The organism is Streptomyces sp. NPDC015130 (genome assembly GCF_043080005.1).
Lineage (GTDB): Bacteria > Actinomycetota > Actinomycetes > Streptomycetales > Streptomycetaceae > Streptomyces.
On sequence record NZ_JBIBVC010000022.1, the window covers coordinates 49,672 to 74,013 of the forward strand.

General features: G+C 68.4%; 21 protein-coding genes and 6 pseudogenes. 11 read left to right on the plus strand and 16 right to left on the minus strand.

Annotation, left to right across the window (positions count from 1 at the left end; genetic code table 11):
* Positions 1-1,033: 1,033 nt before the first annotated feature.
* A pseudogene (locus ACF08F_RS33540) lies at positions 1,034-1,320 on the minus strand (NAD(P)/FAD-dependent oxidoreductase); the annotation flags it as partial.
* Between the two features lie 599 nt (positions 1,321-1,919).
* Here ACF08F_RS33540 and ACF08F_RS33545 point away from each other — a divergent pair.
* Entirely contained in the window at positions 1,920-3,464 is a 1,545-nt protein-coding gene (locus tag ACF08F_RS33545; RefSeq protein WP_392302304.1) for an ISL3 family transposase, read from the plus strand.
* A gap of 36 nt (positions 3,465-3,500) precedes the next feature.
* On the opposite strand, the gene ACF08F_RS33550 is transcribed toward ACF08F_RS33545, so the two are convergent.
* Complete coding sequence (locus ACF08F_RS33550; protein WP_392302305.1) at positions 3,501-4,103, minus strand: hypothetical protein; 603 nt, start codon at positions 4,101-4,103, stop codon at positions 3,501-3,503.
* A 320-nt stretch (positions 4,104-4,423) separates the two neighbouring features.
* On the opposite strand from ACF08F_RS33550, the pseudogene ACF08F_RS33555 reads away from it, so the two are divergent.
* Positions 4,424-4,603, plus strand: a pseudogene (locus ACF08F_RS33555) (transposase family protein); the annotation flags it as partial.
* A gap of 120 nt (positions 4,604-4,723) precedes the next feature.
* Here ACF08F_RS33555 and ACF08F_RS33560 read toward each other — a convergent pair.
* Positions 4,724-5,071: a hypothetical protein gene (locus ACF08F_RS33560; RefSeq protein ID WP_392302360.1), complete on the minus strand. Its 348-nt coding sequence runs from the start codon at positions 5,069-5,071 to the stop codon at positions 4,724-4,726.
* A gap of 261 nt (positions 5,072-5,332) precedes the next feature.
* Here ACF08F_RS33560 and ACF08F_RS33565 point away from each other — a divergent pair.
* Positions 5,333-5,773, plus strand: a pseudogene (locus ACF08F_RS33565) (IS5/IS1182 family transposase); the annotation flags it as partial.
* A 14-nt stretch (positions 5,774-5,787) separates the two neighbouring features.
* On the opposite strand, the gene ACF08F_RS33570 reads toward ACF08F_RS33565, so the two are convergent.
* From ACF08F_RS33570 to ACF08F_RS33580, 3 genes are read right to left on the minus strand one after another with little or no spacing between them, the layout of a single operon-like run.
* The gene (locus tag ACF08F_RS33570) at positions 5,788-6,510 is read right to left on the minus strand and encodes a response regulator (RefSeq protein ID WP_392302306.1); all 723 of its coding nucleotides are present in this window, start codon (positions 6,508-6,510) and stop codon (positions 5,788-5,790) included.
* Positions 6,507-7,811, minus strand: a complete 1,305-nt coding sequence (locus ACF08F_RS33575) for a sensor histidine kinase (protein ID WP_392302307.1) — start codon at positions 7,809-7,811, stop codon at positions 6,507-6,509. The genes ACF08F_RS33570 and ACF08F_RS33575 overlap by 4 nt, the downstream gene beginning before the upstream one ends.
* 7 nt (positions 7,812-7,818) lie before the next feature.
* The gene (locus ACF08F_RS33580) at positions 7,819-8,484 is read right to left on the minus strand and encodes a DUF998 domain-containing protein (RefSeq protein WP_392302308.1); all 666 of its coding nucleotides are present in this window, start codon (positions 8,482-8,484) and stop codon (positions 7,819-7,821) included.
* A gap of 341 nt (positions 8,485-8,825) precedes the next feature.
* Between ACF08F_RS33580 and ACF08F_RS33585 the strand changes: the two genes are divergently transcribed.
* Entirely contained in the window at positions 8,826-9,278 is a 453-nt protein-coding gene (locus ACF08F_RS33585) for a hypothetical protein (protein WP_392302309.1), read from the plus strand.
* Between the two features lie 274 nt (positions 9,279-9,552).
* Here ACF08F_RS33585 and ACF08F_RS33590 read toward each other — a convergent pair whose 3' ends face one another.
* Entirely contained in the window at positions 9,553-10,386 is an 834-nt protein-coding gene (locus ACF08F_RS33590) for an NAD(P)H-binding protein (protein ID WP_392302310.1), read from the minus strand.
* Positions 10,387-10,497: 111 nt separating this feature from the next.
* Between ACF08F_RS33590 and ACF08F_RS33595 the strand changes: the two genes are divergently transcribed.
* Positions 10,498-11,094 carry a TetR/AcrR family transcriptional regulator gene (locus ACF08F_RS33595; RefSeq protein WP_392302311.1) on the plus strand — a complete coding sequence of 199 codons (597 nt, stop codon included), beginning with the start codon at positions 10,498-10,500 and terminating at the stop codon, positions 11,092-11,094.
* 415 nt (positions 11,095-11,509) lie between these two features.
* On the opposite strand, the gene ACF08F_RS33600 is transcribed toward ACF08F_RS33595, so the two are convergent.
* A complete protein-coding gene (locus ACF08F_RS33600) occupies positions 11,510-12,118 on the minus strand; it encodes a hypothetical protein (RefSeq protein ID WP_392302312.1) in 609 nt (202 codons plus the stop codon).
* A gap of 243 nt (positions 12,119-12,361) precedes the next feature.
* On the opposite strand from ACF08F_RS33600, the gene ACF08F_RS33605 reads away from it, so the two are divergent.
* Positions 12,362-12,817: a hypothetical protein gene (locus ACF08F_RS33605; RefSeq protein ID WP_392302361.1), complete on the plus strand. Its 456-nt coding sequence runs from the start codon at positions 12,362-12,364 to the stop codon at positions 12,815-12,817.
* A gap of 278 nt (positions 12,818-13,095) precedes the next feature.
* Here ACF08F_RS33605 and ACF08F_RS33610 read toward each other — a convergent pair.
* From ACF08F_RS33610 to ACF08F_RS33635, 6 genes and pseudogenes are all read right to left on the minus strand, one after another.
* Positions 13,096-13,387 (minus strand): annotated as a pseudogene (locus tag ACF08F_RS33610) (IS5/IS1182 family transposase); the annotation flags it as partial.
* Between the two features lie 100 nt (positions 13,388-13,487).
* On the minus strand, positions 13,488-13,691 hold the full coding sequence (locus ACF08F_RS33615; RefSeq protein ID WP_055645667.1) for an EF-hand domain-containing protein: 204 nt from the start codon (positions 13,689-13,691) through the stop codon (positions 13,488-13,490).
* 982 nt (positions 13,692-14,673) lie between these two features.
* On the minus strand, positions 14,674-15,198 hold the full coding sequence (locus ACF08F_RS33620; RefSeq protein ID WP_392302313.1) for an AAA family ATPase: 525 nt from the start codon (positions 15,196-15,198) through the stop codon (positions 14,674-14,676).
* Between the two features lie 25 nt (positions 15,199-15,223).
* Positions 15,224-15,703: pseudogene (locus tag ACF08F_RS33625) on the minus strand (transposase); the annotation flags it as partial.
* Positions 15,704-15,788: 85 nt separating this feature from the next.
* Positions 15,789-17,078 (minus strand): hypothetical protein, encoded by a 1,290-nt coding sequence (locus ACF08F_RS33630; RefSeq protein WP_392302314.1) that lies wholly within the window; start codon positions 17,076-17,078, stop codon positions 15,789-15,791.
* Positions 17,079-17,925: 847 nt separating this feature from the next.
* Complete coding sequence (locus ACF08F_RS33635; protein WP_392302315.1) at positions 17,926-18,420, minus strand: excalibur calcium-binding domain-containing protein; 495 nt, start codon at positions 18,418-18,420, stop codon at positions 17,926-17,928.
* 359 nt (positions 18,421-18,779) lie between these two features.
* Between ACF08F_RS33635 and istA the strand changes: the two are divergent.
* From istA to ACF08F_RS33650, 3 genes and pseudogenes are all read left to right on the plus strand, one after another.
* Positions 18,780-20,149: pseudogene (gene istA / locus ACF08F_RS33640) on the plus strand (IS21 family transposase).
* Positions 20,146-20,940: an IS21-like element helper ATPase IstB gene (gene istB / locus ACF08F_RS33645; RefSeq protein ID WP_392302316.1), complete on the plus strand. Its 795-nt coding sequence runs from the start codon at positions 20,146-20,148 to the stop codon at positions 20,938-20,940. The pseudogene istA and the gene istB overlap by 4 nt, the downstream one beginning before the upstream one ends.
* 50 nt (positions 20,941-20,990) lie before the next feature.
* Positions 20,991-21,494: a hypothetical protein gene (locus ACF08F_RS33650; RefSeq protein WP_392302317.1), complete on the plus strand. Its 504-nt coding sequence runs from the start codon at positions 20,991-20,993 to the stop codon at positions 21,492-21,494.
* A 339-nt stretch (positions 21,495-21,833) separates the two neighbouring features.
* Here the strand turns inward: ACF08F_RS33650 and ACF08F_RS33655 are convergent, their stop codons facing one another.
* Positions 21,834-22,118: a Scr1 family TA system antitoxin-like transcriptional regulator gene (locus ACF08F_RS33655; protein WP_392302318.1), complete on the minus strand. Its 285-nt coding sequence runs from the start codon at positions 22,116-22,118 to the stop codon at positions 21,834-21,836.
* A 138-nt stretch (positions 22,119-22,256) separates the two neighbouring features.
* A complete protein-coding gene (locus ACF08F_RS33660) occupies positions 22,257-22,706 on the minus strand; it encodes a DUF6879 family protein (protein ID WP_392302357.1) in 450 nt (149 codons plus the stop codon).
* A 102-nt stretch (positions 22,707-22,808) separates the two neighbouring features.
* Between ACF08F_RS33660 and ACF08F_RS33665 the strand changes: the two genes are divergently transcribed.
* A complete protein-coding gene (locus ACF08F_RS33665) occupies positions 22,809-23,534 on the plus strand; it encodes an antibiotic biosynthesis monooxygenase (RefSeq protein WP_392302319.1) in 726 nt (241 codons plus the stop codon).
* Between the two features lie 193 nt (positions 23,535-23,727).
* Entirely contained in the window at positions 23,728-24,162 is a 435-nt protein-coding gene (locus ACF08F_RS33670) for a DUF6892 domain-containing protein (protein ID WP_392302320.1), read from the plus strand.
* Positions 24,163-24,342: the final 180 nt, after the last annotated feature.

The window sequence follows — 24,342 nt, forward strand, 5'->3', positions numbered from 1 at the left end:
CAGCACGAGGACGACCGAGACGGGAGGCCGGGCAGGACCGGCGCCCCGCCGAGGAGGTCGAGTACCGCCAGGGCAGGCTCGAGGGCGGTGCCGCGGGGCCTTGCGTGGAGGGTGGGTCCGGCTTTTCCACCGAGATGCGGCAGACGACGGTCTCGTCATGGCGACCAGGGCGCCGATGGTGTGCAGCCCGTACCTCCGGAGCTGGGCGGTCTGGGCGGGCCGATGCCGTGCAGGGCCTGGATGGGGAGGGGGTCGAGGAAGTGTGCGACCGCGCGGTGGTCGGGGAGGTGGAGCACTCCGAACCGGCCGACGCGGGCGGAGGCGGTGGTTCGGTCGCCCAGGTGTCGGCGACGCCGATGTGCGTGTCGACGCTGGTCTGTGCGAGCGCCTGCACGCTCCGATGATTCGTGATTTGCAGGAAACAGGGCCGGGCTTCGTGCACTACGGGCAGTCGTCACGGTGTGTGAAAGGACGCGCAGGGCAGACGTGGCACTCAAAGAAGTAGACACCACCAAGGTCGCCCAGCACCAAGCCTGGACCCGCCGAGGGAGTGTGCCCCACTTCGACCGGAGTCCAGGCGCGCCGAGACACGGCGTCGGCTTCCGTGCTCTCCACTGTCAGCAGGTGTTCCATTCGATTGCCACGTTCGACGCGTTCCGGCCACTGCGGGTCCTGGCACCAGCCGGGGTATCCAACCAGTTTTGTCCCGGGTGCGGTGGAGAGGTGGCTCTGGTAGTCCCAGCCCGTCTCCTGGTCCAGGTCCAGCAGCGGAACTCCAACTCGTCCCGCATGTCATCATGAAGATCCCAGTAGGGGTACTCCGTGTGGAACCTCGCAGCCCATGAGGCCGAACGCCGGGCTCTCCTCGGTCTTGCCGAAGACTGCGCTGCGGCTCTCGCCAGCTGCGAGCCCGTTCCGTAGGGCGAACGCCCGATTCACGGGCCATGGACCCAGCTCCTGCCCGTCGTGTCCGCCAACGCAACGGTTAGGAGCTGGTGTTCAGGGAGGCCTGAAGCCATCGGCGACGACTTGCTCAGGAGGCGAGCGACACGCTCGCGGCGGCCTTGCTCCTGTCAGCAAGCGTGGCAAGGTAGCGCTCCGCGTCGAGTACCGCCGACAGCCGGAACCCGCAGCGGTGATGGCCTACCGGTAGGTGTGGTCGACGACGTCACCCGCGGCGAAGATTCCTGGCGGGTTCGTACGGGTGGAGGGCGCCTCCACCATGATGTGACCCACGCCATCGAGATCGACCTGGCCGGTGATCAGTTCGGTGCGCGGTTCGTGGCCGATGGCAATGAAGAGACCGGTGGCGTCGAGGTCGCGGGGTCCTGCCGGTGAAGGCAGGCCGGGTCCTCCACGGGCCCGGTCGAGGTACTTCTTGCCGGGGAAGATCGGGCAGGCGCCGCCGCAGCCCATGGTGATGACGTACTGATCGTCAAAGAATGGCGACGTGCGACCCTGCTCCACATGACGTCGAATCGGGGCTGCACCCACGCTGCTTACCGGGACCGCGGCGAGTCCTTGCGGAGGAGCTCATCTGCAGTGCAGGACTGGTCGAGATCCAGGACAAGGCAGATGTTGAACCCTTGGCCATCACGCTGGACCTGGCCTTGGAGGTCGCACCAGCCGGCTACGAAGCTCGTCGGCGGGCCGTGCTGCGTCCAGAACTGCCACGCACCAGCTATTTCCGTAGGGGCACTCGTAGTCGGGGACGGCATGCTTGAGTCCGCTTGCCGAGAAGTTATGTCCAGCCGACACGTGCACTCTGGCGCCGTTGGCTGGCTATGTAGGTGAGTTCCGGCTCTGGTCCACTTTTTGCGATCGCGTACGCAGCGTGACTGTCATTCGTCGTCCGATGCCAGCCGAGGTCGCCCGAAAACCGTCCCAGCTGGGTGGGGGTGGGTCGACAGTTCTGCGTCGTGAACACAGTGAGACCGCAGCTGGATGAGCTGCTGTTCTGGTCGGTGGAGAACCTGTCGGTGGAGTCGGTCGCGGTGGCTGACACCGTCGTGCGAGTGGAAGCGAGGGCACTGGCCAGTGGGGCGGCCTGTCCAAGCTGCGGGTGTTGGTCGGCGCAAATACACGGCTCCTACCTGCGGTTTCCCCGCGACCTGCCAACGGCGGGCAAGCTTGTCGTGCTGTCGTTACGCGTGCGCCGGTTCGTCTGCTCGGAGGAGTCCTGCCCACGCAAGACGTTTGTTGAGCAGGTGCCGGGGCTCACGCGTCGGTTCGGTCGGCGAACGGAGCGACTGCGATCGACGCTGATCTCGGTCGGGCTTGCGCTCGCGGGCCGGGCCGGCGCCCGGCTCTCGGACGCCTTCGGGGTGCGGGTGAGCCGGAACGCCCTGCTGAGGCTGATCACCTCGCTGCCGGATCCGCCCGCCCCCACGCCCCGAGTGGTCGGCGTGGACGAATACGCTCAGCGCAAGGGCCGAATCTACGGAACGGTGCTCGTCGACGTCGAGACACGTCGTCCCGTGGACCTCCTGCCCGATCGGGAGGCGGACACCCTTGCGGCCTGGCTGTCCGAACGGCCCGGGATCGAGATCATCTGCCGTGACCGCGCTCTCTTCTACGCCGAAGGCGCCACCCGCGGTGCCCCGCAAGCCCTCCAGGTCGCGGACAGATGGCACCTCTGGCACAACCTCAGCGAAGCGGCCGAGAAATGCGTCTACCGGCACCGCGCCTGCCTGCGGCCGACACCGGCTTCGCTGGCGGAACCACAGCCGATGCCGGAATCACCCCCGTCGTCGCCGTGGCCGACCGGGCACCGATTCGCTGAGCGGACCCGCGCCAAGCACGCCACCGTCCACGCGCTTCTGGCCGCAGGCCACAGCAAGCGGTCCATCGCCCGGCAGCTCGGCATGGGGCTCACCACCCTCCTCCGCTCCTCCCGCGCCACCGAGCCGGAGCAGCTATTCACCGGCCAGTGGCAAAGCCGCCCCACCAAGCTCGACGCCTTCAAGCCCTACCTCGACCAGCGATGGCAGGAGGGCTGCACCAACGCCTGGAAGCTGTGGGAGGAGATCAAGGAACAGGGTTACCCGGACGGCTACGGCAACGTCCGCGCCTATGTCAGCCGGAACCTACGGGGCAAACCCCAGCCGGTCGGCCCCCGGCCGCCGTCCGCCCGCGCGGTCACCCGCTGGATCCTTACTCACCCCGACGCCCTGGCCGAGGGCGACCGCCTCCAGCTCAAGGGCGTACTGGCGAACTGCCCCGAGCTGGACGCACTCGCCGGGCACATCCGCTCCTTCGCCCACATGCTCACCCAGCTGCAAGGCAACCAACTGCCGGCATGGATCAAAGCCGCAACCACCGCCGACCTGCCCAGCCTCCAGCGATTCGCCCGGCACCTAGAACGCGATCTCGACGCCGTCACCGCCGGACTCACGCAGCCGTGGAACTCCGGAGTCGTCGAAGGCCACGTCAACCGGACCAAGATGCTCAAGCGCCAAATGTAGGGTCGCGCTGGCTTCGACCTGCTACGGAAGCGGGTCCTACTCGCCAGCTGAGCGGTCGGCTCCTGAGCGCAAATCGTGAATCGGGAACGTCGCAGGTGAGGGATGCGCCTCGCATCCTTCTCCGTGTAGTTCCTCTGCTCGCAATGCCCAGCCGATGGCCTCCCCCGGACCGAAGTACGAGGGATCGAGGTGGAACGTGGTCCTGGTTCCGAACGGCCTGCGCGCGCAAAACTCCTGCCAGGCGCCCGTAGGAGCCGCCCCGACCAACTCCTGGCGGTAGCCACGGTTGTCCAGCCAGACCTCAATGACCGTTCGGACGCTGAGTGCAGCGGCTGCTGCAGGAGCCCATCGATCCTTGTCGAGCAGAGATTCGTAGAACCCGGGAAGGGGTCTTTGCTGCTCGTCGGCGCTGTGAGGTTGATCGTCCTCCACCGTGAAACTCAGGTCAGATGTGATCTCCACACTGATCAGCCCATGCGTGCCGTCACGGCGGTGTAGCGCATCCCAGACCACCCGCTGAAGCACCTCAGTGGGAAGCTCGGGGCTGTCCCGCTCAAGACGGAAGTACATAGCCGGACGGGCCCGCACGTGCTCCTCGAACGCAATCACTCGAAGCTGATCGGCTGTGTAGCGCTCCACTCGCCCTCCCCATCACCGCCTCGTTCGCCAAGGGCACGATCATTGCACCTCCTTCACGTCATGCTCGGCGCTGCCCACTCGCTCGAACCCGTGACGGTCTGTAACGCATCACAAGATGTGGACCAGAGCCTGAGTTGGTTCTGGCACAAATTCTGTGGAGCATCCACGCTCCGTGACTGTTGATCTTCATATTGGCTCTCGCTCGAACGTCTTGAAATGCCCCGTGGCTGCTGTGCCGTGCCTGAGAGTTCGGGGCCGTGAACGAAGTGCTGCTGCGTCTGGAAGAGCTCCTGTTCCTGTCGGACCCTGAAGTCGTGGTGATGTCAGCGGAGGACGACGGCGAGGCGATCTGGATCGGAATCGCCCGCAAGTCGGCTGGTGCTGAGTGTCCGGGTTGTGGAAGGTGGTCGAACCGGCTTCATGGGTCCTACCTGCGGTTTCCTGCCGATCTACCCAGCGCGGGAAGACGTGTGGTGCTGCGCCTGCAGGTCCGCCGGTTCATCTGCGCGGACACCTCCTGTGGACGGCAGACCTTCGCTGAGCAGATCCCGGGACTGACCCGCCGTCACGCTCAGCGGACTGACCGGCTGCGTTCGCACAGCCCTCTTACGTCACGGCCCTCAGAAACTGCCGAGCGCGCCCACGGCCGCACGGATGTGGCCCGACCCCTCCCCCGGCCGCCTCCCGGAGCACCACCAGGACAGCAGCCCCTCCACGTCGCGCGTATGCATGCCCAGGTTGTGTTCGGCACACAGGGGCCACGCCTGCCACAGAAGCTCAGCAACGGTGTCCTGGGCGGCGTCGGCGACGATCGCCAAGGCCTCACCAGAGTCCTCCGGCGTCTTCGGATCCAAATGATTGCCGTGCCACTCGCCGTTGGCCATAGCAACGTAGACACGCTCCGGCTCGCCCGCCTCGTAGGAAGGCTGGGCCAGCAGTTGCAGAGGTTCCTGCTCAGGAAGGGTCACGGCCAAGTCCTGGTTGAGGACGGCGAGAGCCTCGTCCCACAAGGGGTACTCGCCTCGCGAGACCCGACGGGCTTCAGGTTGATCGATAGAAACATGCATAAGGCCATACTCGGCTACGAACCCGGACCTCAACCACGCATAACCTCGTCAGCCGACAAGCAGGCCAGCGTGATCACCTGATGCTCGCGCAGACGAGCAGCCGCACCCGCCACCAGCCAACCTCACCCAGCCCAGCCCTGAAACGGACGATCACTCGCGAACCGCCCCCTCGAAGAGGGGGATCACCTCGGCTTCTCGCTTGTCGACCGCCCGTCCCGCCTCCAAGCGCCATGTGATCGTTGACCGCCGCGGAACCCCACCCGCTGCCGCTCACCGGCAGGAACCGGCACGATGTCACCCAGCTCCTGCCGCTGCTGGATGCTGCCCCATCGATGCGAGGGTCTGCGGGACTCCCCCGCCGCAAGCCCCGGGCGTGTGTACGCCTGCCGGGGCAACCGCTTCGACACGGACCGTCGTCTGCTGTGGGAACGCGGCGTCGCCCACGGTTCCGGGCTGGGCACGGTGCGCTGGGTGGTCGAGCGCACCTTCGCATGGCTGCACCCGTTCAACCGGCTCCGCATCCGCTACGCACAACGCGCTGATCGGCGCCCGGGACTGGTCGAACCGGCCTGCAGCCTGGTGTGCCTTCGCCGCCTGCGGACCTCCTTGGGAAGCGATCAGTCAGGGAGGCGTCTGAGCCCCGTTCTGTTCGTTGGTCGCTGCTGCGGGTGTTGCTGGCCGCCGGGGAGGACCAGGCCTGTCTCGTAGGCGAGGATGACCAGTTGGGCGCGGTCACGGACGCCGAGCTTGGCGATCGCGCGGGTGATGTGGGTCTTCGCGGTGAGCGGGCTGATGAAGAGCTGTGAAGCGATCTGTTCGTTGGACAGGCCGGTCGCGATCAGGCGGGTCACTTCGAGTTCCCGCGCGGTGAGCGCGGTGAGCTGTCCGGCGGTGTCGGTGGGGGCTGGCGGGCGGTGTGCGAACTGTTCGATCACCCGTCGGGTCGCGCCGGGTGACAGCAGCGCGTCGCCGGCCGCCACGGCCCGGACGGCCTGGCGCAGGTCGTCCGGTTCGGTCTCCTTGGTGAGGAAGCCGCTCGCTCCCGCGCGCAGGGCTGCGAAGACGTACTCGTCAGTCTCGAAGGTGGTGAGGACGATGACGCGGCATCCCGCCAGTTCGGGGTTCTCGACGATCGTCCGGGTGGCGGTGAGGCCGTCCGTGCCGGGCATACGGATGTCCATCAGGACAATGTCGGGGCGGACAGCGCGGGCCACGCGGACGGCCTCGTCGCCTGTGCCTGCCTCGCCGACGACCTGGATGTCCTTGGCACGGGCGAGGAGGCTGGTAAATCCCGCCCGTACCAGGGCCTGGTCATCGGCGAGGAGCACCTTGATCGTCATGGGCGGAAGCCTGGCACAGGTATGACGGCCCGCACGAGCCATCCGCCGCTCTTTCCGTGCGGTCCTGCGGTGAAGTCTCCGCCGAGCGCCCGGACCCGTTCGTCCATCCCGCGTATGCCGTGTCCGTTGGTTTGTGGTGGCTGTGCCGGTGTCCGGCCGTCGTCGGTAACGCTCGCCTCCACCCGGCCGTCGTCGGTAACACTTACCTCGACCTGTCCGTCGGCGCATCGGATGTCGACCTTGGCCTGTGACGCCTGTGCGTGGCGGACCGTGTTGGTGAGGGCTTCCTGGACGATCCGGTGGACGGCGAGGGAGACGGGTGCGGGGACGGCCGCGAGGTCGCCTGTCGTCTCCACCCGGATGTCCAGCTCCGTCGACCGCATACGGTCGACGAGCGCCGCGATCTCGAGCACCCCGGCCGCGGGATCCTCCGTGACCTCTCCCGGGGCACGCAGCACGTGGACGAGCGCGCGGAGGTCCCGCAGGGCCTCGGTGCGGACCTGCTGCGCGGTGGCGAGAGCGTTGCGGGCTTCAGCCGGAGAGTCGTCCAGCGCCTCGGCGGCGACTCGGAGTTGGAGCCCGACGACGGTGAGGGTGTGCCCGACGACGTCGTGCAGTTCCCGGGCGATGTCCAGACGGGCCTCCGCGATCCGCCGGCCGGCCTCCAGGTCCCTTTCCCGCGCGGCCCGCAGCAGGCGCTCGTCGAGCTCGGCACGCCAGCGCAGCCGGTTACGGTAAGCGGTGGCGGCGGCAAGGAGGACTGCGAGCCAGAGGGCCTCGGCACCCAGGGATCCGACGGCCTCGCGCACGGTGGCGCCATCCGCGCTCATCTCCCAGGCTCCGGCGCATGCCAGCTCGGCCAAGCCCACGCCGGCCGCCCACGGCAGGCCGGGCCGTCCGGGCCGGTCGTCCGCGGCCAGTACGGCGTAGGCGGCGGAGACCGGCCACACCCAGCCCACGTCGGTGAGCCCGGCCGTGCGGAACACGACGACGGCCTGCACGCTGAGCAACAGCACAGCGAGCGGCCACCGGCGACGCATCAGGAGTAGCGCCCCCAGCCACGCGGCGAGCGGCAACGTTCCCACGACGTCCAGCCGGCCACCGAGCTGGGCGGTGACGGCCAGGACGGCAACGGCGGTCCCGGCCGCGAGGAGCCCGTCGACAAGCGGGGCCGTACGGGGAGCTGCCGCGACGAGCCCGTCGACAAGCCGGGCCGTGCGAGGGTCGGCCGCAACGAGCCCGTCCACGAGCCGGGCCGTACTGGGGGCGGCAGGAGCATCACGGACGGCGGGTTGTTCCATGCGTCGATCATGCACGACGGTCCCGCCCCCGCTCACGGGAAATACCCGCCACCACCGTGAGTGCGAGCGCGACCCACCCGAAGTCCACAGCGAGCACCAGGCGTTCGGCGAGACCCACGAGCGTGGGGGCGCTGCCCACGCCGAGCGACGGCCCGCCGCCCATCACATCGACCAGAAACACCGCGAGCGCGACCGTGGACACGACCGTGGCCACGGTCAGGGTGTTCAGGGCCGTTCGCAAGCCGGGCCGCCGGGCCACCAACATCCCGCGCAGCAGCACGGCAGCCGTCGGCAGAGCCGCGAAGGCAAGGAAAGCAGCGTTCCCGTGGACGAGTTCGGCAAGGGAAGGACGGCCCCAGTTGCCGGGCGGGTCCGCCGGGAAGAACGCCGCGACCAGGATGCCCACCGTCCACACGGCGAGTGCGGCCCGAGCCACCCGCCGGATCCCGGACCCCAGCCGGAACACCAGGACCGCGGACGCGGTGCCGACGGCCAGCAGCGCCGCCGGGACCAGCCAGCCGGCCGTGCCGTGCACGTACCGGCTCAGCGTCTCACTCACCAAGTCATACTCCGGATTGAGCACCTCCACCACAGTCATCGCCAAAGCCCCGATGCCGACAAGGGTGAGCGGAGCCCGCACCCCCGCAACCGGAGCCGCGTCCATCGCCGTCATACCGTCCTCCTCCGTGCAGTTCTCGTGATCCAGAACCTACGAAGAGGGCGGCAGCAGCCGCGTCGTCCCGATGCAGACAACCTGCCGTACACCAACTGGTGCTAACGCCTCGCCCGGCTGCACCAATCGGTGTACACACCACGGCAGCCAAAAGCCACGTACCTGCTGGAACAGCTCCACTCCAGCAAGGCCGGTCAGACACGGTTGAGGGAGAGCCAGACCGTGCCCTCCCCTCGGGAGGCTGCGGGGGCAGCCGCCGCGCGGGACGCGGGTCCAGCGCTCGCTTCCGCGCGGATCCCGGGTGCGAGTCCTTGCTGGACCCTGCATGCCAGGATGATGGTGTGATCGAACCCAGCAGCAACGCGGACTTGCGTGGACCTCTTCACGACGCCAATTCAGTGTCATGGGCAGTCCGAGCGGCTGCCGGGCGACGCCTGGCAGCCTCAGCAGACGCGGCAGGCGCCGCGGAGGCCTTGCGCCGCCTCCTACTGGACGAAGGGGATACGGCAGTCACTCAGACGACGGCGGAAGCGCTCCTGGAACGTCGGGACGTCGTCGGCTTGCGCCTGGTCTTGGAAGCCTTGAACGTTGCCGACGATGACACGGCCGATCAACTCGATGACGCCATCACCAACATCTGTCGTCAGTCCGACAGAGGCGTGGCACAGCTGGAACAGTTCTGCCGGGAGCTGGCAGCAGAGCCCGCCGAGAGCATTCGAAATGAAGCCTCCGCCATTTTGCTGCAGCTTCGCCGATCCAGCGAGGGCGGGCAGACAGGCACGCGAAGCTCCTGACAGACGCGGGCAATCTGAATCGAGCAGTCCCCTGGCGGGTGCGTCATCGTCATAGACGGCTGTCCAGCTCTTGGTCAGCGCCGTCAGCCTGGAAAGCTTGCCGACAGCCTCAAGCCGTCGGGCGCTGACTTCGTGTGCACCGGGAGTTGCGGCACAGCCTGTGAGCCCCCTGATCTTGTTCGGAACAAGGGGCCGACCGGCTTTCCGAAGGGCCAAACGTGCAGGAGCCGCTCCCCGGCCCTGCAAGCGTCCCGATGCGTGCCGGCTCCGTCGGTCACGTGAAGGCGGCGGCGTTGCGCTTGGCCCAGTCGGCGAAGGTGGTGGCGGGGCGGCCGAGGATCTCCTCGACGTCGGGGCTGACGGCCTGCTCGCGCGGGGTGGGGGTGCCGATGATGTCGAGGGTGGTGTCGGCGACCGGGGCGGGCATGAAGGTGAGCATCTGCGCGCGGGCCTCCTCTCGGGTCTGGTCGATGAAGGTGACCTGCTCCCCGAGGGCGTCGGCGATGGCGGCGGCGCGCTGGAGCGGGGTGGTCGGGGCGGGGCCGGTGAGTTCGTAGTCGGCCTTGGTGTGGCCGGGCTGGGTGAGGACGGCGGCAGCCACGGCGGCGATGTCGTCGGGGTCGATGGCCGGGAGACCGACGTCGCCGAAGGGGGCGGCGACGGTGCGGCTCGCCTTGACCGAAGGCGCCCAGGCGTAGGCGTTGGAGGCGAAACCGCCAGGGCGCAGGATGGTCCAGTCGGTGCCGGAGTCCATGACGGCCTGTTCGTATGCGGCGAAGGCCTGTCCGTGGGACAGGGAGTCGGGTCGGGTGACCACACCCTGGGAGGACAGCAGGACGATCTTGCCGTAGTTCGCGAACGGAGCGACGACGGAGGTGGGGTCGCCGGTCATCATGAGGTCGCCCCCGACGAGCAGGAAGGCCGCATCCGCCGTGGTGGGCAGGTCGGCGGACGACTGGGCGAGGTCGGCGGCGATGGCATGCACGCCGGGCGGGACATCGGCCTGGGTGATGCCGCGCGAAACCGCGGTCACCTCGTGTCCCTGTTCGGTCAGCAGGCGGACGAGCGTGCGGCCGACGTTTCCGGTGGCGCCGGTGACAACGATCATGAAGGGATCCTCGAATCAGAGCAGGTTGGCCTGTTTGGCGGTGAGTTAGTTAGCTGACTAACTAATTGACTGGATGGAGCGTAGCACGAGTCGCGTCGTATAGTTAGTCGGGTGACTCACTCAAATGAGCCGGCCCGTGCCCGAGTCGCCGGCGCGAAGCGGCAGCGGCTGATGGAAGCCGCAGCTGACGTCGTCCACCGGCAAGGCGCCGAGCGCACGACCATCGCCGACATCGCGCGCGCGGCCGAGGTGCCCGTGGGCAACGTGTACTACTACTTCAAGACCAAGGACGAACTCGTCGCCGCGGCGCTGTCCGAGCACGAGCGACACCTGAACCTGCTCATCGGCCACCTGGGCCGGCTCCCCGATCCTCGTGAACGCCTCAAAGGCCTGATCGAGGGCTGGGTGAGTCAGCGTGACCTCGCCGTCCGCCACGGCTGCCCCACCGGCACTCTCGCCGCGGAGCTGGGCAAACGCGACCAGGGCGGCCTGGACGTCGAAGCGGGCAGGGTCGTCCGGCTCCTGCTGACCTGGGTGGAGGGCCAGTTCCGCGAGCTCGGCCAGCCGGATCCCGCGGGCATGGCCCTCACCCTGGTGGGCGCCTATCAGGGCATGTCCGTGCTGGCCAACGCCCTGCGAGACCCGGGGGTCATGGACCGTGAGGGCGCTCGCTTGATCGCCTGGATCGACTCCCTTGAGGCCGCCTGAGCCCACCGCGCCGTACCAGGGGCGAGGGCCCGCTGCGGCGCCGAGCGCCTGGCGAGGGCGGACGTCCCGAAGGGCTTCCTTGAGCGGAAGCGATCGGCCCTGCCGCGGAAGCGGGTAACCCACTCGACGTGCACACGCGGGCGGTCGGGCGGTTCCGATAGCGGCCCATCGGTGGCGCCGCGTTTTAGGAGACAGCGGGGCGTTGTGATGCGGCGTACACAGACTTTCCGCTTCCACTCCCTGGCACTGCCCCCTGGATAACTACACGGACTTTCAGACCTACACCCACCCACCTACTCATCCCCGCAGCCCACGTTGGCTATTTCAAGACCCTCACGCACACGAGTGGCCGCTGCATTCGACGAGCAGTGGTGCGTGAGTGAGGGCGAGCCGAAGTCACGGGACGCTGAGCGGCTCAGTCATGGAGAGTGACGTGGGGCAGCGGACGGCCAGTGGCGTCGAACAACACGGCTCCACAATCGCAGCGCTCGTCGGCCAGGGTCTGGTCCGCCGACAATTCCCAGACCAGCATCTGCGAGCAGTCCGGGCAGTCCAGGCTGACCAGGGCTACTTCGGGTTCCGATCCCCAGGCCCGCACCGGGAAGCCCTGGTGCATCAACCCGGTGAGCTCACTCTCACCGGTCAGCGCGACCAACACCTCGTAGGTGTCAATGCCGTTCTCCCACACCATGAGCGTGCAGCGGAGATCTGCCAGCACACCGGAGAGTTGATCGAGCTGACGGACCGGCACATCACCACGACGCACAGGCGGGTCGGTCTCAGCTGCTCGGTCAACGACACTGGTATCGATGTCTGCCGACTCCGCCCCCAAGGCCCGCACCCGGCTCGCCACGAACGCAGCCAGCCGGCCAGGGTAGTCCTCACCGGCCCAGTCCAACGAGAACATCACACTGCCGACATCAACCCCCCTGACCCGTTCACCAGGGCTCAGAACCAACTCCCCAAGATCTGTCACGACGATCACGCTACCAACCACCAGACAGCAGACGATGCCGTCGGGCATGCATGACCAAACACCAACCTCAGCACCTACCTGCGCTACCTCTCAGACGTCATTTCGAATGGTCCGCACGACCTTTCTGGACCATTGATGCCTTCGGTGGGCATCGGGAAGAGCTTCGTGGTGAGCTGATCCGTGCAGGGGGCCGGGCAGAAGGTTGCCGGGGACGGGAAGTGTGCAGTGGTCGACAAACCTGGATGCTGTTGCTGTGCAGCGTGAGGTGGGGGAAGGAAAGAGGTACGGACGGTGCTGTTCTCGGTTCCGGATCAGGCCTGGTGGTGGATCGCCGCTGCGGCGACCGTGGCAGCCGTGATCACGTTCGTGGTGCTGCCGCCTGAGCCTGACGAGGTGCCAGAAGCGGTCCGAGCCACAGTTGAGCGGAACAGGAGGACCGGCAGGTGGGGTGCCTACCTGGGGCTTCCCGTCCTTGGTGCCATGGCCGGTCTGACAGCGCTGATCCGGCCGGAACCGGCGCCGGTCATCCTGTTCCTGTACAGCGTTGCGGCCGGATCAATGCCGGTTGCCCTGCTCCCGATCCGGCGTCGGATGTATCGACACTACTTCGCCCAGCTGCAGACCCCCGGCAGCAGAATCACCTTGGACCGCGTTTCGGCCACCTGGCTTTACAGCATCCTTGCCATTGCGGTCCTCACATCGACTGCGGCAGTGATGTCGGCGACGTATGAGCCCCGGGGTCTTTGAAGCAGCGCCCTGTCGGGTGAGTCATCGCTAGTTGATGAGGCTGGGTGGCGATCGCCGTGAAGCGAGGAAGTGCACGGGCTTGCGCTCGCAGCGTCAGCGGACCCCGCACGCCCCATGAAGGCGGTTCCGAAGCGGTTCAGCTCGACGTTGTACCCGCCATCCGCCCCGAGGATGAACGGCAGTGCCTCCCGAGTACCTGCGCGTTCCAAGACCGCGACGGCGGACTCAGGATCAGGGGCGTGCTGAAGAGATGCACAGGGCCCGCGTCGAGCACGCCTTCGCTTCGGGCGAAGGCTCGTCCAGATCAAGATGACTGCGAGGTGGGTGCGCCCTCGTAGGCGACAGCGAGTTTGTCCGTTCGAACGGCCAGGCCGCGCCACTGCTTGAGGTGGTTGATTCACCGCTCGACGGTGTCACGCCGCTTGCATGCCTCCGCGTCGAAGCTGGGTGGGTGGCCGCCGACCCGGCCTCGCCGGAGACGGCGTCCGACCTGGTCCGAAGGCTTGCGGGATGACGGCCGGCCCGGAGGCCTCGGCGGCGACGGTTCCAGCAGATTGCGCGGGATGAGTACAACCCGGCCTGCGGGCCCGCGGCCACGCCGCCGGCTCGCGCCCAGGGCGCGAGCGCATGGAGCAGGACCAGGCGCTCGCGCTGTCAGGCCTGACGCTACTTACTTCAGCAGGGTGCGGAACTCGTCGAAGTCGAGGACCCCGTCGTGGTTCGCGTCGGCCGTCATAGCCTTCTTCACCTCTTCCGAAAGGTGCCCGTGGGCGCCCTCGGCCTTGAAACCCTCCGCCAGCTCGACGATATTGATCCGCCCGTCGCCATCCTTGTCGATCTCGTCGAACAGCGCCCTGAGCTCGGCCTCGTTCACGACATACCTCTCTCACGTTCACGGGCCCCAAAAGCCCACATGCCCACCACCCTGCCACACCATCGAGAGCGCGCTGACGACCAAGCCTGCGGACGGGACCGCTTCGCCGACCGACGCCCCGGGCCATCACGCTCCGAAGCCAGGCCGGGTCGTCGAGATGACCGAACAAGCGAACACGGGGGAGATCGTCGTGGACCGGCACGACGCCGCCCGGGCGCCGCCCGGCAAAGATCGGATCCCGTGCCCTGAACTCCCTTCAGGAGCGTCCCGAAGGGGTAAGTTCTCACAAGTTCTCAACCCCGCGGCCGCCCGCTGCGAGGGGCAGCCCCGGCCGCGTGCACCGCGAAGACGCCGGCAGGAGGCTGACCGATATGGACGCCGCTTACGGATTGTGTCGAACGTGCCGCCCGCCGGCCGTAGACGAGGACGGTGTCCCCGGGGCTGAACGGAGGCCGTACCACGGTCCGACCTACTGGAGGCCCTGGCACGAGCCGCCCAGGCGGCTACCCGGGAAGGTGCCAGGGCTACGGCCGCGTCCCTGGAGGAGGCCGGCGCGCACTTGCTGGCGGACTGGATGCGGGCCGTCCTGGTCGGCGAGTTCAAGGCGGGTGTGTCCAGCCTCCTCAACTGGCTCCTCGACGACGCCGACGAGCCGCCGCTGGTCTCGGGGGCCGAAGAGATCTGTCCGGGCTTCCGACCGGCGCGGCTCGCTCCCGCGCGGCCGGAGTCCCTCAGGACGTCGGCCACTGCGGCGGCACGACCCAAGAGCCCAAACGTCGGCCTGACCCTCTACCAGGTCCTGGACGCCCTCCAGGACCTGCTGCAATGCTGGACCGGCGCCTGCACCACCTGCAGTCGGCCATTGCCCGCAACAGAACCAGACGCAGAACCCAACGAAGCACTATTAGGGGCTGTCCGGCGGATCACTTCCGGCTGGTGCAGGGCACGTCGTGTACGGGTGAGTCGTCCTGGGCCGCCGCAGTCACGCGAACGACGGCCACCGGTCGGCAGCCCACTCCCGCCAGTCGACCCACCCGGGCGGCGGGCCGGTGACCCTGCGGCCCTCCAGCTCCGCCGCGTCGGGCTCCTCGAAATGCGCGCGCCCGCGCCTGACGTCTGTCTCGGACATCGGCAGTGTCTCGTCGGGATTGGTCGCCCAGCGGTGGGCGATACGGGCGCGTTGGGTCTCCTCGTCCACCGGCAGGTAGACCATGCGGAAGCACGCCCCCTCGGTCCGCACGAGCCAGCGGATCGCGGACCGTTCGTCCCGTGACCAGCAGCCGTAGTCCACGACGACGTTGGTGCCGAGTCTGACCGCCTCCAAGGCGAGCCAGAGCATGCGCCCCTCCAGCACGTCGCGCTTCCCGTCAGCCTCCGCCTCGCCGAACAGGGGAATCATCCAGTCGTCGGGCGTCAGACGCAGCGCGCCGTGCTCCGCGGCGAGCTGTCGGGCCCGCGTGGTCTTCCCGGCCCCTGGCAGGCCGACCATCAGGAACAACGTGGTCACCCCCAGATCGTGGCAGGGAAGCGAATCAGGCGGCCACCGTTTCACCCGCCCGCTCAGGGTTGAGCCTCAGGCGGATGGAGGCCACGGTGACAGTGCAGTGGAAGACGTAGGCGCGCTGGTCGTCGTAGCGCGAACCACTGCGCGGAAGTGCTCAAGCCGGTTGATCGTGCGCTCGTGCGCTCGACCTCATTGCGGCGCTTGTGTGTCTCCTTGTCGAAGCCCGCTGACCGGCCTCCTCGACTTCCTCGGTGACTGCGGTTGGCCCCCGCTGGTCCTTGGGTTCCGGGCTGGTGTATTTGATCTGGCATCTGCGCAGGTAGCGGCGGCTACGGCGGGAGCTGAATCCCTTATCGCCGCCCAAGCGGTCGGGAGGGTTCCGTGGCTGCCTCCCACCGAGGCGCCTTACCCTGACGCGTTCGAGGACTGGGATTCGCTGCGGGCTGTCGCCCTGCTCACCAGGAGTGATCAGCAGCGCCAGAGGCGCAGATGCATCCTCACCCGGCAAGGTGGTGGGCGGTCCGACAGGTTCCTCCAGAACATCCTGTGGGCTTGCCACGGTCTTTCGGATCCGTCGGCTGACCCGTCGCCTGTCAGTGAGCGTGTGAGGGCGTTCCCCCCGTCGAATCTGCAGAGATGCGCCCTGCTGGCGCCTCGCCGGGCCTGGGCATCCGGACGGGGCCGATGGTGCGGGTCACCTGGGACGTTCCATCGGGTCCGGTGGTGATGAAGGACAGCTCGGCACCTTCGTAGGGTGCCCCGAGCATGACGGCTTCTCGGAACCTCGTTTTGGTTGTCGGGACGTCGTCGATGTCGTCGATGCCGTCGATGCCGTGGACGGCGTCGATCTCCGCCTCATCCGCGTCCGGGAACACCGGTACACAGGTAAAGGCGAAAAGAGGTGTACTCCCGGCGGTGTCATCGGCCGCGTAGGCCCAGGTCCGGCCCTCGTGGTCCATCCGCTCCAGCACCCGCAGGGCGGGCACAGGTCCGCGATGCACCGCTGCGGCACGTCGACGTGCCAGATATCCCGTCGTCAACAGCGAGACCCCGGGCAATCCACCGGCCAGGGCCAGCAACTGCCACTCGATCGCGTCGTACGGCTCGGCGACCAGGCGACGCCATCCCTCGCCCTCCAACACCTCCACGGTGGTGCCAAGGCTGTAATCCTCGGGGAAGAGGGCGTCGACGGTGATGCGACGTCCGTCATCGGTCCGGACACGCAGCGACATGTCCGTACGGCCGGTGACTTCGGCCTCGGTACGCGTCGCCCGAGCGGCCTGCCCCTCGTCCGCGTGCACGGCGCGCAGGCCCAGGACGATCGCGCCGCTGGCAACGGCGCACAGCACCAGCCCGGCGCAGATCGGGATCACCCCCCGCGTCAGCGGGCCGGCAGGCTCCACCCGGCGTTGCCCTGCACGAGCTGTCGTCTCGATGAGCCGCCGCTGCCCCTGTCGGGCGCTCAGCCGGGCCCACGCCGCTGTCCAGCCGAAGCCGAGGGCCGCGATGACCGCCAGATTCGCCGCTCGGGATGCCCAGTCGGCCGAGGGCAACTCCTCCCAGGCGACGATGACCGCCAGAACCGGTGCGGCGACAAGGGTGAGCTCCGGAAGCCGGGCGAACCAGTACAACATGCCGATGGCCAAGCCCATCTGCACCATGCCGATCCAGTCCGGACCGCACGGGACCACTGCACTGCACACCGGGACCGGCTCCATGGCGATCGCAGCAACCACCGTCGCGAGCAGTGCCAGGACGGGCCAGAGGGGCCTCGCCCACGAGCCTGGGCGGGCGTCCGCCCAGGCTGCTGCATCGACGGACAGCCAGGCAGGAACGCCTTCGGATGCGGAACCCGACGGTATCGGTACAGAAGTCTTGGACACCCGAGGATTATGCGTCAGCCCCTTTCAAGCCGATGCGATGCAGCTTCGCCGGCCACTGAGCGGGAGCCGTGGCAGTGTCGGCAGTGCGGGCAGGAGCCTCGCAGCGCCGAGGACCGGCGGGGCTCTCCGTTGGCACGGGCGAAGGCGGACCGGCTGCGGCTGATCTGGGTGATCTGCCAAGGCCCACGGCTCCTGCGGGGCAGGCAGCTGATGCTGTCGAAGAGGCCGCCGCTCAGGCGCTTTGGCTGCGCGACTCTTACGAGTGGGACCGCCTCGCTCCCGCCCGCCAGGCAGCGCAGCGGGCTGAGGAGAGAGCCTTCGGTCTGAGCAGGGATGTCGCGACGCAGCCGAAGAAGCAGATCGACAACACCCGCGCGGGCTGAGGCACGGTACCGACTCCCCGGTCAGCACCCGAGAGGCCAATGCGGGCACGCGGCGCAGCGCCCGTTCGCTGCCCACACCCGCGAGCACGAGTGCCGTGTCCGTGTCCGTGTCCGTGTCCGTGTCCGTGTCCGTGTCCGTGTCCGTGTCTGTGTCCGTGTCCGGACGGTCCCACAGCCCGCGCAGAAACTCCGGCGCCGGCCCCGGAAGGCGCTGTGCCTCGTCCAAGACCAGCACGCGGGGCTGCCGCAGCGCGTTCACCAGGATCAGGTCGGCCTCCCGCGCCCCGCGCGGCAGGCGCCTGCCCAGCTCCAGGGCTCCGCGAGCACCCGGCGCAGTTCGGGCACCGTCGGGTGCACACCGACGTGGAATCCAGGCATCCACCGCTGCCGGGTGGGCCCGGAAGAGGTTAGGTGCACCACCCACCCAGTTGGTGTCGAGGTTGCAAAGGAGACCTGACGGGCTACTAGGGGCCGGCGTATGGCTCGCAAGCGACGCCGTCACCGTCCCGGTCGAGCTCATCTCGATACCCAGATTGGCCACGAATCAGCGGTGCCGCTCCGGCGTCCCGCGCTGCATCGCAGTTCTCGTAGTACGCCGCTGCTGGTGTGGCCGGCTCCGACGATTCAGGCGTCACAGGGTCGGTAGCCACAGGGTCGGGGATGTCGGGCTCGGGTGTATCGGACTCGGGCGTCTCCACAGGCGGCGGTACCGGAGCTGGAGCGGCTGGTGTCTCAGTCACCGTCTCGGTCTCAGTCTCGGGCACCGTCTCGGTCTCAGTCTCGGTCACAGTGACTGTTGGGGAAGGGTCCGGGCGTTCACCCTCAGCGGGTCCCCCACAGGCGCTGATGATGGCTCCTAACGCGAGGAATGCCACCAGTAGGGCAGCGATCACAAATCCGCCCTTGCCCCATGCCGAGCGACCCGCCCACCAGCCGCCCGTTCTGTCGTGGTCGTCCATGTGCACCACCGCCGCGTTGCAGTATCTCCACTCAGTGGAGCATCACCCGGTCGGCCCCGCATCACGATGAACCCCGCTGATCGTCCGACCCAGGCTTCACCATCACGTCGCGACACGCCCCCGAGAGCGAACGCATGAACGCTCTCGGGCGCCGTTCTGACTGCCCGCCCATCGTCCGCCGTGACCACAGACTGGCTTTATCGAGCAGTAGCGACGTCGCTTGTCGATGGTTTTGGGAGGCGCCCCTTTCCACGGATGGGTGATGTCGACGAGTTCGGGAGGGACCGGGGTTCTTGCCAGGGCAGCATCGAGGTGCTCCTGGTGAAAGGTGCTGGTCATGCCGCGGATGTCGAAGGTCGATGCGAGAGCTTGAGCGCAAGCACGGCGTGACGTGGAGGACGGTGAGGAAGGCCTTGGACTCGTCCTGGCCGGAGCCGCGCAAGAAGCTGCCGCCGCGGGCGACCGGAGTGGACCGCTACAAGCCGGTTATCGACGAGATCCTGCGGGCGGACCTGGACGCGCCGCGCAAGCAGCGGCACACGGTCACCCGGATCTTCCACCGGCTGGTCGAGGAACACGGCGCCGACGTCTCCTACGGGATGGTCCGCTACTACATCGCGGCCCGGAAGCCCGAGATCCTGGTCGAGTCGGGCAAAGCCCCGCTGGAGCCGTTCGTCCCCCAGACCCACCAGCCCGGTCACGAGGCGGAGGTCGACTTCGGCGACGTGACGATCCGCCTCGCCGGCGAGCTGGCGACCTGCTACCTGTTCTCCTTCCGCCTGTCGTATTCGGGCAAGGCCGTCCACCGCGTGTTCGCCTCCTGCGGCCAGGAGGCGTTCTTCGAAGGCCACGTCCACGCGCTGCGGACGCTGGGCGGGGTCCCGCGAACCAAGGTCCGCTACAACAACCTCAAGGCGGCCGTCGCCCGCGTGCTCGGGCTGAGCCGGGCGAGGGTGGAAGCTGACCGGTGGATCGCCTTCAAGTCGCACTACGGCATCGAGAGCTTCTACTGCCGGCCCGGCATCGAGGGCGCCCACGAGAAGGGCGGCGTCGAGGGCCAGATCGGCTACTTCCGCCGCAACCATTTCGTCCCCGTCCCCGAGGTGTCCTCGCTCGCCGAGCTGAACGAGATGGTCGAGCGGTGGGACCGGCGGGACGACGCCCGCCGGATCGGCTCCAGGTCCCGGACCATCGCCGAGGACTTCGCGCTCGAACGACCCCTGCTGATGCCGCTGCCGGAGGAACCGTTCGAGACCGGGCGGCTGTTCACTCCGCGGGTCGACCGCTACGGCCAGATCCCGCTCGACCGCTCTCGAACAGGCCCGCTCGGCCGGCAAGTTCACCCCGGTCCACGACGCCTGGTGGACGCAGGCCATGAAGATCCACGGCGAGCGGACGGCACCCGCGCGCTGATCGAGGTGCTGCTACTCGGACGCCACATGACGCACGGACACGTCGTCGCCGGCCTGGCCGCAGCCCTGCGGGCCGGGGCGATGACCGCGGACGCGGTCGCGCTGGAGGCCCGCAAGGCCGCCCAGGCCGAGACCGAGCCCGCACCGGACGCCCGGACCCTCGGCCAGGCGCCGGCGACGGTGACGTCTCTGCACGAGTGGCGGCTCGCGCATCTTCCGCCGGACACCAGGCCGCTGCCCTCGTGTCGCACTACAACCAGTTGCTCCGACGCCGCCGCACCAGCGGCAGCAGCCACCGTGAGGGAGAAGCGCAGTGACCATGCCCCGACAGCGAGGCTTGACCGAGCAGGCTGCCGACGCCGCGATCGACTCCGCCTGTCGCTTGCTGCGGCTTCCGTCGATCCGCAACGAGTTCTCCGACATCGCCGACCGGGCGATGAAGGACCAGATGACCTATCGCGGCTTCCTCGCCGAGCTGCTGATGGCCGAGTGCGACGATCGGGCCCGCCGCCGGTCGGAGAGGCGGATCAAGGCGGCCGGTTTCCCGCGGGAGAAGTCCCTGCGGTCCTTCGATTTCGACGCCAACCCGAACATCGCCCCGACCACCATCCACACCCTCGCCAGCTGCGAGTGGATCAAGAAGAGCCAGCCGCTCTGCCTGATCGGCGACTCCGGCACCGGCAGGTCCCACATGCTCATCGCGCTGGGCACCGAGGCCGCGATGAAGGGCTACCGCGTCCGCTGCACGCTCGCGACGAAGCTGGTGAACGAGCTGGTCGAGGCGGCCGACGAGAAGCAGCTGAACAAGACGATCGCCCGCTACGGCCGCGTCGATCTCCTCTGCATCGACGAACTCGGCTACATGGAACTCGACCGCCACGGCGCCGAACTCCTCTTCCAGGTCTTGACCGAACGCGAGGAGAAGAACAGCGTCGCCATCGCCTCGAACGAGTCGTTCGACGGCTGGACCAAGACTTTCACCGACCCCCGCCTCTGCGCGGCCATCGTCGACCGCCTCACCTTCAACGGCACCATCATCGAGACCGGCACCGACTCCTACCGCCTCGCCTCCACCCGAGCCCGAACCGGACAACCCGCAGCGGGCTGACCCCTGAAACCGCTGGACTGCTGGTCAGCGCACCTGTCAGGCTCCGCCTCGTGGAGATTCTCGATGTCCTGACCAGCATGGCGAAGACAGGTCGGCTGGGCCCGGTGTTCAGCGGAGCCGACTGGAACGATGTGACCGCGGCACTCGGCGAGCCGTGGGACATCGGAACAATGAGCCGGAACAGAGAGTGGCCGCGGCTCTTCGCCTACGGAGACCTTGAGCTGAGTGTCTGCCGCTGCCGCAAGGTTTCCCTCATCTGCGTCCAGACCTGGCGTGACGTCGTCGAACTCCCTCCGTCGGTTGTCGGGGGGACGGGCACCTTCCCGGCAGGGCTCAAGCACGCGGACGTCGTTTCCGCGTTGGACAGTGCTGGCTGTTCCTGGGAACCGCATGCTCCGCTGACCTTCGGCACCCAGTGCTCGCTCACTGCGATCGCGTCAGGAGCGAACTTCACCTTCGAGATCCCTGAGGGCGAGGAGCCCGTGCTGAACGTCATGGGCCTGCCCGGCGACGGACACGACTGCTCCGCACGGACCGCAGGCCAAGATCACTGACGCGAAGCGCCGTCAAAACTCCTGAAGACTTTCCCGTCAGAGATCGCTAACCGCTGCTCAAACTGGTCGACAAACGCTGTCACTGAAGGTGAACGAAGCCAACAGACGGACAGCAGCCGGGGGGCGAGCATGCTCGCTGGTGCACCGCATGTCAGGTCGCGGACCGCGGCGCGGGTCGTCAAGTCCTCGTGGAATGTCTGATCCGGCCTGGCTCCGATGCGGAGAACCGCTCAACGGTCCTGACGGGGCCGGCAATCGGCCAGCCAGGAATCGCCCGCCGACGGCAGGGCACAGATGCGCCGAAGGGGACGATGTCGAGGCGGACGGTGTCCAAGCCGATCACGCCAGCGAGTCGGTCGAGTTGGGCGGAGAGAACCGGCGGCGGGCATACGGCGGTGTGGAGAGAGCGGCCTCCCACATGACGATGTCGAAGGTCCGGCCGGGCTCGTAGGGGATGGTCTGACGTCGCAGGCGGGCCCGGACGTCGTCGTCGGTGTCCCGTAAGGAATCGTGCAGTTCGCTATCGCGGGTGAAGACGGCGCGGGCGTAGTCGGCGCTCTGGAGTATGCCGGCAACCGTGGCGCCCTCCCACGCGCGCAGGTGGGTAGATCGCTCGTACTCCACCGTGAGGGTGTCCTGTACCGGACGGTGGCCGGCGGCCGGCCGGCGGCGCCACGAGCGGTGCGGGACTCCACGCCCTGCACGCGGGCCTCGAGCTCGCCCGCCGCCTCGGGGTGGCCGGCGGCGGCCCACGCGCGGACGTCAACCACGGTGGCGTTCTGGCGGCGGTCTCCGGCATGGACACCTTCGACTGCGTCCAGCCGAGGCGCCTCGCGAACTCGCGGCCGAGGTCGAGCCGCGAGTTCGCGGAGCCGCACGCCGAGGCCGGCGCGGGACTGCTGGAAGTCGGTCGTCACCCCCCGGGCGGTACCGCGCGGTGCCACGACGCCTCTCGGAACTGGCAGTGCCGCAGGACGTACACGGGTTCGCTATCGGCTCGACGCCGGTCATCTCGTCGGTGTCGTCGAAGTGGAGCAGCGCGACGACTCGGGAGTCGAAGTGCCAGAAGTCTTCGGCAGGCAGGCGCAGCTCGTTCGCCTGGGCGCGGGTGAGGATGCGGACGTCCTCACGCACGGCGCGGTTTCGGCGTGCATTGTCGCCGAGGCACAGCCGGCCCGGGTTGGCGGGCTCGTCGACGACGCGGACGAACAGCGGGGCGAAGGATCACGGCACCGAGTCCCGCACGAACAATTCCCTTGACCTCAACCAAGCTTGAGGGCGGAGGGTGGAGGCAGTCACAGAGAGGGAGAACCCATGAACGCCATCGCGCACCCCGACGCCCGTCCCGACCTGTACCGCCCCGGCGTGGGCGCCGTCCTGGCCAGCACCTGGTCGGTCGGCACGCCCGAGCGGCAGCGGACGGCCGTCGAGGCGATCCGCAAGGCCTGGGAGAGCCGGGAGTGGCCGGACCTCGGGCTGCTCTCGTACAGCGTCTACATCGGGACGGACGGCGACACTCTGCTGCACTACTCGCAGTGGACGACCGAGGAGGCCTACGACGACTTCGTCCGGACCTACCGGGGCGACCGGAACGCCGAGATCGACGCCGCCGTACCCGGCATCGAGCGAGTGGAGCTGCGCCGCTACGCGCCGCCGCGGCGTGCCGCCGCCTTCGGTGAGGCAGGTCAGGGCCAGGTCTCGGCCGCGGTGCCCGGGGCCGTCGCCGTCGTCGAGGTCGACTTCGAGGGGCCGGACGCCGACCGTCAGGAGGCGTGGGTGCGGGCCGTACACGAGGCCCTCGCCGACGACACCGGGAGGCGGCCGGCGATCGGCGGGATCGGCGCCCACTTCCATCTGTCCACCGACGGGACCCGGGTCCTCAACCTCGCCGAGTGGGAGAGCGAGCAGGCTCACGCGGAGTGGCTGGCGGACGCCGGCGCGATCGGCGCGGCGTGGGAGCAGGTGCACCATCACCCCGGGCTCACCGGCAGCCGCGTGCGGCGGTACACGCCCGCGCTGAGCCTCAGCGCGGGCGTGTGACCTCAGCGTCCGGCGGGAGTGCGGCCGAGGGCGCACTCCCGCGGGCGTGCTACGGGCGGAATCACAGGACCTGCGGGTCGTGGTCATGGTCGTAGCCCTGGCCGGCAAACTCGGCGTTGATGTGCACGCCGTCCTCCGCCGTCCTCCGCCTGGGCGGAGGACCCGTGTCGTACGTCCGTGATACCCATCTCCCATGAGCCAGTTCCGCGACTTCAACCTCAAGCTGCTCGTCATCGAGGAGCTCATGTACGGCCCCGATCCGCTCCTCCCGGTCTACGACCTGCCTACGCGGCTGGCCGAGCGAGGGATCGACGACCCCGCGTCCTACGTTCTGAGGAACGGTCTCCACGCGCAGGTGCTGCCGGAGTCCCGGGCCTATTTCGACGCCCTGGAAATCCCGGCCGAGATGCTCGCCCGCGTCGAGGAACTGTGCTTCGACGCCGGGGCAGACGTCTTCTTGCACTGTGCCCCCGCCTGGGACGGCGAGGACGACCTGTTCGACGTCCGCTCACTCGACGACCTCGCCCTGCTGCCCAATCTGCGGGAGATCACCTTCCTCGAGGACGGAGTCCTGGCCGTGCCGAACGCGGCTGAGATCTTCACCGCGCGCGGCATCGACACCGACTGAGCACCCGCACCCGCGACGACCGCGGACCCGGTGCCGTGCATCGCCCCACGCGTCACACGGGTGGAGCGGGTGGCAGTGGCGCGAGTGAAGCCGATGTCGAGGTGTAGCGCGCGACGAGGGGCAGTGCCCGGCGGTGGTGGTGTGCCGAGCTCTTGCCGCCGGACAGACCGGTGCGGCGGC

Coding starts and splice junctions, on each gene's coding strand:
- ACF08F_RS33635 (WP_392302315.1), bottom strand. CDS start 18,420: ATGGACGACCACGACAGAACGGGCGGCTGGTGGGCGGGTCGCTCGGCA.
- ACF08F_RS33575 (WP_392302307.1), bottom strand. CDS start 7,811: ATGGAACAACCCGCCGTCCGTGATGCTCCTGCCGCCCCCAGTACGGCC.
- ACF08F_RS33580 (WP_392302308.1), bottom strand. CDS start 8,484: ATGACGGCGATGGACGCGGCTCCGGTTGCGGGGGTGCGGGCTCCGCTC.
- ACF08F_RS33670 (WP_392302320.1), top strand. CDS start 23,728: ATGAGCCAGTTCCGCGACTTCAACCTCAAGCTGCTCGTCATCGAGGAG.
- ACF08F_RS33590 (WP_392302310.1), bottom strand. CDS start 10,386: ATGATCGTTGTCACCGGCGCCACCGGAAACGTCGGCCGCACGCTCGTC.
- ACF08F_RS33600 (WP_392302312.1), bottom strand. CDS start 12,118: ATGCCCGACGGCATCGTCTGCTGTCTGGTGGTTGGTAGCGTGATCGTC.
- ACF08F_RS33665 (WP_392302319.1), top strand. CDS start 22,809: ATGAACGCCATCGCGCACCCCGACGCCCGTCCCGACCTGTACCGCCCC.
- ACF08F_RS33570 (WP_392302306.1), bottom strand. CDS start 6,510: ATGACGATCAAGGTGCTCCTCGCCGATGACCAGGCCCTGGTACGGGCG.